This window comes from Butyrivibrio sp. INlla14, from assembly GCF_900102515.1.
Taxonomy (GTDB): domain Bacteria; phylum Bacillota; class Clostridia; order Lachnospirales; family Lachnospiraceae; genus Butyrivibrio.
Window position 1 is genome coordinate 157,632 of sequence record NZ_FMVS01000008.1, and the last position, 6,819, is coordinate 164,450.

5 protein-coding genes are annotated in these 6,819 nt (G+C 40.9%); 4 read left to right on the forward strand and 1 reads right to left on the reverse strand.

All coding sequences use genetic code 11. The features are described from left to right. Positions 1–28: 28 nt before the first annotated feature. Positions 29–892 carry a DegV family protein gene (locus BLO53_RS07205; protein ID WP_092060081.1) on the reverse strand — a complete coding sequence of 288 codons (864 nt, stop codon included), beginning with the start codon at positions 890–892 and terminating at the stop codon, positions 29–31. 107 nt (positions 893–999) lie between these two features. Between BLO53_RS07205 and BLO53_RS07210 the strand changes: the two genes are divergently transcribed. The 4 genes from BLO53_RS07210 (at position 1,000) to BLO53_RS07225 (ending at position 6,753) form a co-directional block, all read left to right on the forward strand. After that, positions 1,000–2,340: an MFS transporter gene (locus BLO53_RS07210; protein ID WP_092060083.1), complete on the forward strand. Its 1,341-nt coding sequence runs from the start codon at positions 1,000–1,002 to the stop codon at positions 2,338–2,340. Between the two features lie 136 nt (positions 2,341–2,476). Continuing rightward, positions 2,477–3,376, forward strand: a complete 900-nt coding sequence (locus tag BLO53_RS07215) for a glycerophosphodiester phosphodiesterase family protein (RefSeq protein ID WP_092060085.1) — start codon at positions 2,477–2,479, stop codon at positions 3,374–3,376. A 96-nt stretch (positions 3,377–3,472) separates the two neighbouring features. Continuing rightward, positions 3,473–6,112: a pyruvate, phosphate dikinase gene (gene ppdK, locus BLO53_RS07220; protein ID WP_092060087.1), complete on the forward strand. Its 2,640-nt coding sequence runs from the start codon at positions 3,473–3,475 to the stop codon at positions 6,110–6,112. A 359-nt stretch (positions 6,113–6,471) separates the two neighbouring features. Next, a complete protein-coding gene (locus tag BLO53_RS07225) occupies positions 6,472–6,753 on the forward strand; it encodes a hypothetical protein (RefSeq protein WP_092060089.1) in 282 nt (93 codons plus the stop codon). Positions 6,754–6,819: the final 66 nt, after the last annotated feature.

The following is a 6,819-nucleotide window of genomic DNA, read 5'->3' on the forward strand; positions in this document are numbered from 1 at the left end:
TGCATTATCAAATCTCAGACTTTTTCTTTTAGCGTTCTATTCCCCAGAAGAATAGACCAAGCATACCAGGGCCTACATGGGATCCTGAAAATGGCTCGTGCATACAGATAGTAACTTCTGCCTTGGGATTTATCTCTTTAACCATTTCACAGAGCTTATTGGCATCGTCAATGCAATCTCCGTGAGATATGAAAACCCTCTGATCATCACATTTCATGCGCTTTTCAGAGTATTTTCTGGCAAGAGCTGCTATTGCAGCCTTACGTCCTCTTACCTTGTCACAGGATATGATGTGACCTGTGCTGTCTCCAAAGAGAATGGGTTTGATATTGAGGATAGTTCCAATGCTGGCTGTTACACCGCTAACTCGCCCTGTTCTCTTTAAGAAATTAAGATCATCTACAGTAAAATATTGATCAGCATGAGGAACAGCTTCGTCAAGGAGTTTGGCAGCTTCTTTTGAATCTACACCTGCTCTGTTTAGATCTACAGCCTTGAGAGCCAGGATACCGTTACCAAAACCGCAACCGTGAGAATCTACGATATGGATGAAACAATCAGGGTATTCTTCCATAAGCTCGTTAGCAGCGCTGATTGCAGCGTTGTAGGTTCCGCTTATTCCTGAACTCATGGCTATGTAGATTATATCCTTACCATCTTTGGCATAGGGGGTGAAATAGTCGAGAAAGAGTTGTGTGTTTAAAAGACTTGTCTTGATCTCGTTTCCATTTTTTAGACCTTCATAATATGTGTGTCCGTCAAAGTTATCGATATCACCGCTATAGGTGGTATTTACACCATTAACCATGTAGTCACATGGTAAGATCACAATTTCATTGGCAATTTTCTGTGGAAGATTAGCACAACCATCCGCAAATACTGTAAAAGACATTTAAAGACCTCTCATAGAATTATTTTCAAAATATAGCACGAAAAACATTATAACATACTTCATTTTGTAGTAGTATTACTATATCAATATTTTTGGGGGATTACAGTATGAAACTTAACACAAAAAGAACTATTCTGATTGGCTTTGCATTCATGTCTATCTGTGCATTCTGGCAGTTTTATGACAACGAGATTCCCAAGATACTTAAATATTCATTTGGCCTGGGGGAGACACTTACTGGAGTTGTAATGGCTCTTGATAACGTGCTTGCACTGTTTCTTTTGCCATTATTTGGAACTCTTTCTGATGGTACAGATACTAAATATGGTAAGAGAATGCCTTACATAGTAGTTGGAACTATTGTTTCAACGATACTTTTGACAATACTTATTACAGTGGCAAGGCCAAGTGGCTATATAGCCTTGTTTGTCGGAGTACTTCTTTTACTCCTGATTTCTATGGGTATATACAGATCACCTGCAGTTTCACTGATGCCTGACCTGACACCTGCACCTCAGAGAAGTACAGCTAATGCTATTATAAATCTTATGGGAACAATAGGTGGAATCTACATTCTCGTAATGATCAAGGTCCTTTTGAAAGAGGCTGAAAATCCTGCGCAGACTAACTACATTCCACTAATGCTGAGTCTTGTGCTTTTTATGCTTGTTTCAGTTCTGGTAGTTTTCCTTACGATAAAAGAGAACAAAATAAAGGAAGAAATACATAAGGAGGGGGGACTTCACTCTCTTGGCGATACTTTTGATAATGATGCCAAGGAGGATAAGACTGACAATACTGAGCGCTTTGAGGAAGGCACAGTGACCAAAATGATGCCTAAAGAGGTAAAGAGAAGTCTGTGGTTTTTGCTAGTATCAGTCTTTTTGTGGTTCACAGCCTACAATGCCGTAACAACAGCCTTTTCAAGATTTGTTGGAGAAGTGTGGGACCTTCACGATAATGCTTACGCTACCTGTCTTTTAGTAGCAACGGTTGCTGCTACGCTTAGCTATATTCCTATTGCTTATGTATCAAGGAAAATTGGCAGAAAGAAGACAATACTCATCGGTATTTCTCTCATGGCAGCAAGTTATGTGATAACCGGGCTTTACCCTCATTTTTCAGCTTCTATCAATATCTTTTTTGCACTTGTAGGAATAGGCTGGGCAGCTATAAATGTAAATTCCTATCCTATGGTTGTAGAGATGAGTAAAGCTGGAGAAATAGGCAAGTTCACTGGAACTTACTATACATTTTCCATGGCAGCACAGGTGTTTACACCTATATTCTCTGGATTTTTACTGGAGCATATTTCCTATAGGACTCTTTTCCCTTATGCGTTCATATTTTCAGCACTTGCCTTCTGCACAATGCTGATGGTAAAACACGGAGACGTGAAACCTCCTAAAAAGGGGAAAATCATTGATAATTTTGATGTAGATGACTGATTATTAATATACAGAATTACTTTTATAGAAAATTTAGTTGCGTTATATGTTTTAAGGCTGTAAAATATTTAGCGGACAATCTGTGTTAGATTTTTAACGTAGATTGTCCGCAGATTGGTTTTAGGAAGTGATTTAGATGCTGATTATTAAGATTTTTGGCTTTGTTATTGTTATATCTTTTGTTTTGTATTTACTGATGATAATGCCAAGAGTGGTGAATAAGCCTTCCAGAAAACCGTTTACAGGTGTTTTATATGCTCATAGGGGACTACATGATAATAGGAGCAATGCACCTGAGAATTCAATGGCCGCTTTTAAGAAGGCTGTTGATGGCGGCTATGGCATCGAGTGCGATGTACAGCTCACCAAGGATGGGGTTCCAGTTATTTTCCATGATTTTACGTTGGCAAGAGTTGCCAGATATCCTGAGGGCCAGATACCATCAGATGCCGTTCGTAATGAGGACGGAAGCTATGGAGTCAAGGGTAAGGTTATCGATTACACATACGATGAACTTATGAATTTTCATTTACTTGATTCTGATGAGAAAATCCCAAAATTTGAGGAGTTTCTTAATATGGTTAATGGTAAAATTCCTCTTATTGTGGAACTCAAGATTGAGCTAAAGGACTTGTCGGTATGCCCAAAAGCGGATGAACTCCTTAGAAATTATAATGGAGTGTACTGCATAGAAAGCTTTAATCCTTTAGGCGTTATGTGGTATAGGAAGAATCATCCTGAAGTGTTCAGAGGACAGTTATCCGATGCGTTCCACAGAGATAAGCCGCAGGAATTTAAGGGACCGCTATATTTTGTCCTTACTAATCTGTTATTTAACTTTTTGACAAGACCTGATTTTGTGGCATTTAATCACAAATATGCGGGCTGCGTTTCTAGAAGAATCTGCAGACGCTTTTATGGCAACGTTGCCGCAGCATGGACCATAAAAAGTGAAGAGGAACTTTTAAGAGCCAGGAAGAATTTTGATATCTTCATTTTCGACAGCTTTGTTCCAGCAGGTGGTCCAAAAGCTTAACTTGGATAATTACATGTATTAAATACAGTGATTATAATAAATTTCAATTTGAAAGGTGCTACGTAATTTAGAGGCGTAGCAGGAAAGGTAGAAAACATGGCGAACAAGTGGGTTTATATGTTCAGTGAAGGTAACATGACAATGCGTAACCTTCTTGGTGGTAAGGGTGCTAACCTTGCAGAGATGACAAGCATTGGCCTTCCAGTACCACAGGGCTTCACAATCACAACAGAGGCCTGCACACAGTATTATGAAGATGGTCGTAAGATCAATGACGAGATCATGGCTCAGGCTATGGAAGGCGTTAAAAAGATGGAGGAGCTTAACGGAAAGAAGTTTGGTGATCTTCAGAATCCACTTCTTGTATCAGTTCGTTCAGGTGCTCGTGCATCAATGCCTGGTATGATGGATACAATCCTTAACCTTGGTCTTAATGATGACGTTGTTGCAGCTATGATCAAGGGCAATCCTGATCCTGCATTCGAGCGTTTCGTATATGATTCATATCGTCGTTTCATCCAGATGTTCTCAGACGTTGTTATGGAAGTTGGTAAGAAGTACTTCGAGCAGCTTATCGATGCAATGAAAGAGAAGAAGGGTGTTAAGTTCGACGTTGACCTTACAGCAGCAGATCTTAAGGAACTTGCTGAACAGTTCAAGGCTGAGTACAAGAAGCAGCTTGGCAAGGACTTCCCTTCAGATCCTGTAGAGCAGCTCAAGCTTGCTATCGAGGCTGTATTCCGTTCATGGGATAACCCTCGTGCTAACGTATATCGTCGTGATAACGATATCCCTTATTCATGGGGAACAGCTGTTAACGTAATGCCTATGGTATTCGGTAACCTTAACAATGAGTCTGGTACAGGTGTTGCTTTCACACGTGACCCTGCAACAGGTGAGAATAAGCTTATGGGTGAGTTCCTTATCAACGCTCAGGGTGAGGACGTAGTTGCTGGTGTTCGTACACCTATGCCAATCGCTCAGATGGAGAAGGAATTCCCAGAAGCATATGCAGAGTTCATCAAGGTTTGTGAGACTCTTGAGAATCACTACCATGATATGCAGGATATGGAGTTCACAGTTGAGAACAAGAAGCTTTACATGCTTCAGTGCCGTAATGGTAAGAGAACAGCTCCTGCTGCTCTTAAGATTGCTTGTGACCTCGTTGATGAGGGACACAAGACTCCAGAAGAAGCTGTAGCAATGATCGATCCTAGAAACCTTGATACACTTCTTCACCCTCAGTTTGATGCTGCTGCTCTTAAGGCTGCAACACCTATCGGAAAGGGTCTTGGTGCTTCACCTGGAGCTGCTTGCGGTAAGGTTGTATTCACAGCTGATGACGCTGTTGAATGGACTGCAAGAGGAGAGAAGGTAGTTCTTGTTCGTCTTGAGACATCTCCAGAAGATATCACAGGTATGAAGGCTGCTCAGGGTATCCTTACAGTTCGTGGTGGTATGACATCACACGCTGCTGTTGTTGCTCGTGGTATGGGTGAGTGCTGCGTATCAGGTTGTGGCGACATCAACATGGACGAAGAGAACAAGAAGTTCACACTTGCTGGAAAAGAGTTCCACGAGGGAGACTTCATTTCAATCGATGGTACAACAGGTAACATCTATGATGGTCAGATCGCAACAGTTGATGCTCAGATCGCTGGTGAGTTCGGACGTATCATGGCATGGGCTGATGAGTTCAGAAAGCTCAAGGTTCGTACAAATGCTGATACACCTGCTGATGCTAAGAAGGCTAGAGAGCTTGGTGCTGAGGGTATTGGTCTTTGCCGTACAGAGCACATGTTCTTCGAGGAAGACAGAATTGCTGCATTCCGTGAGATGATCTGCTCAGATACAGTAGAAGAGAGAGAAGCTGCTCTTGAGAAGATTCTTCCTTACCAGCAGAACGACTTCAAGCAGCTCTATGAAGCTCTTGAGGGATGCCCAGTTACAATCAGATTCCTTGATCCACCTCTTCACGAGTTCGTTCCTACAACAGAAGACGAGATCAAGAAGCTTGCTGATGCTAAGCATAAGAGCGTAGACGAGATCAAGGCTATCATCAACTCACTTCACGAGTTCAACCCTATGATGGGTCACAGAGGATGCCGTCTTGCAGTTACATATCCTGAAATTGCTAAGATGCAGACTAAGGCTGTTATCCGTGCAGCTCTTGAAGTTCAGAAGGCACACGCTGACTGGAATGTTAAGCCTGAAATCATGATCCCACTTGTATGTGAGGTTAAGGAGCTTAAGTATGTTAAGAAGGTAGTTGTTGAGACTGCTGATGCCGAGATCGCTGCTGCAGGCGCTAAGCTTGAGTATGAAGTTGGTACAATGATCGAGATCCCTAGAGCTGCTCTTACAGCTGATGAGATCGCTAAGGAAGCTGACTTCTTCTGCTTCGGTACAAACGATCTTACACAGATGACATTCGGATTCTCTCGTGATGATGCTGGTAAGTTCCTCAATGCTTACTATGACACAAAGATCTTCGAGAACGATCCATTTGCTAAGCTTGACCAGACAGGTGTTGGTAAGCTTATGGAGATGTCACTTAAGCTTGGTAAGCCAGTTAATCCTAAGCTTCATGTTGGTATCTGTGGTGAGCACGGTGGAGATCCTTCATCTGTTGAGTTCTGCCACAAGATTGGTCTTGATTATGTATCATGTTCACCATTCCGTGTACCTGTTGCTAGACTTGCTGCTGCTCAGGCTGCTATAGCCAGCGGAAAATAATTGATAATGCCTATTTCGTCGGAACCTTTGATATCCCTAAGGATTTCATAAAGCAGACATCAGAGTTTTACTATCCAGGCAATGCTTTTAAGATTCCGGAAACGCTTGAAATAAAGGTATATATCGTGTAGGGAGTCTGTTTAGGCTCCCTACTTTTATGTAAAAAAGTAAACGAAGCCATCTAGATAAAATAGTATTTAGGTGGTTTGTTTCCTGAAAAATCGACTCACATGATCGCGGATCGGTGGGTCTTTTTGTTATTATTTCAGAATTATTGAATCAATTGTTTTATAATTAAAATTGCGTAGTTCAGCTAGGAATTAGCTGATGAAGGTGAATGTGCAACTAAAGGAGAAGATATGTCATTTGAAGAGCTAGATGCGATAAGAGAAAGAATAGAAAAATTTACAAGTAGTGTTAATGAATCAATAGAAGCATTGTTAAAATCAGAATCATTTCAACGAGCTATAGGCGGATTTACTAGAATTGAAAATATGCAAAAGTTTGGGAAAATGAACTGGGTTATAGTTTTTCCAGAAATGTATATAGCCCCTGAGCAGTTATCTGAAGATGAAGATGTTTACTTTTGTAGAAAAATTGATGAATACTGTTTTCTAGTGTCTTGTCTAATTGATATTTAATTAAATTAAGGCTATTAATTGCTGGGCTTTTCCATTATAATTAAAAGAAAACGGCGAGGTTACTTA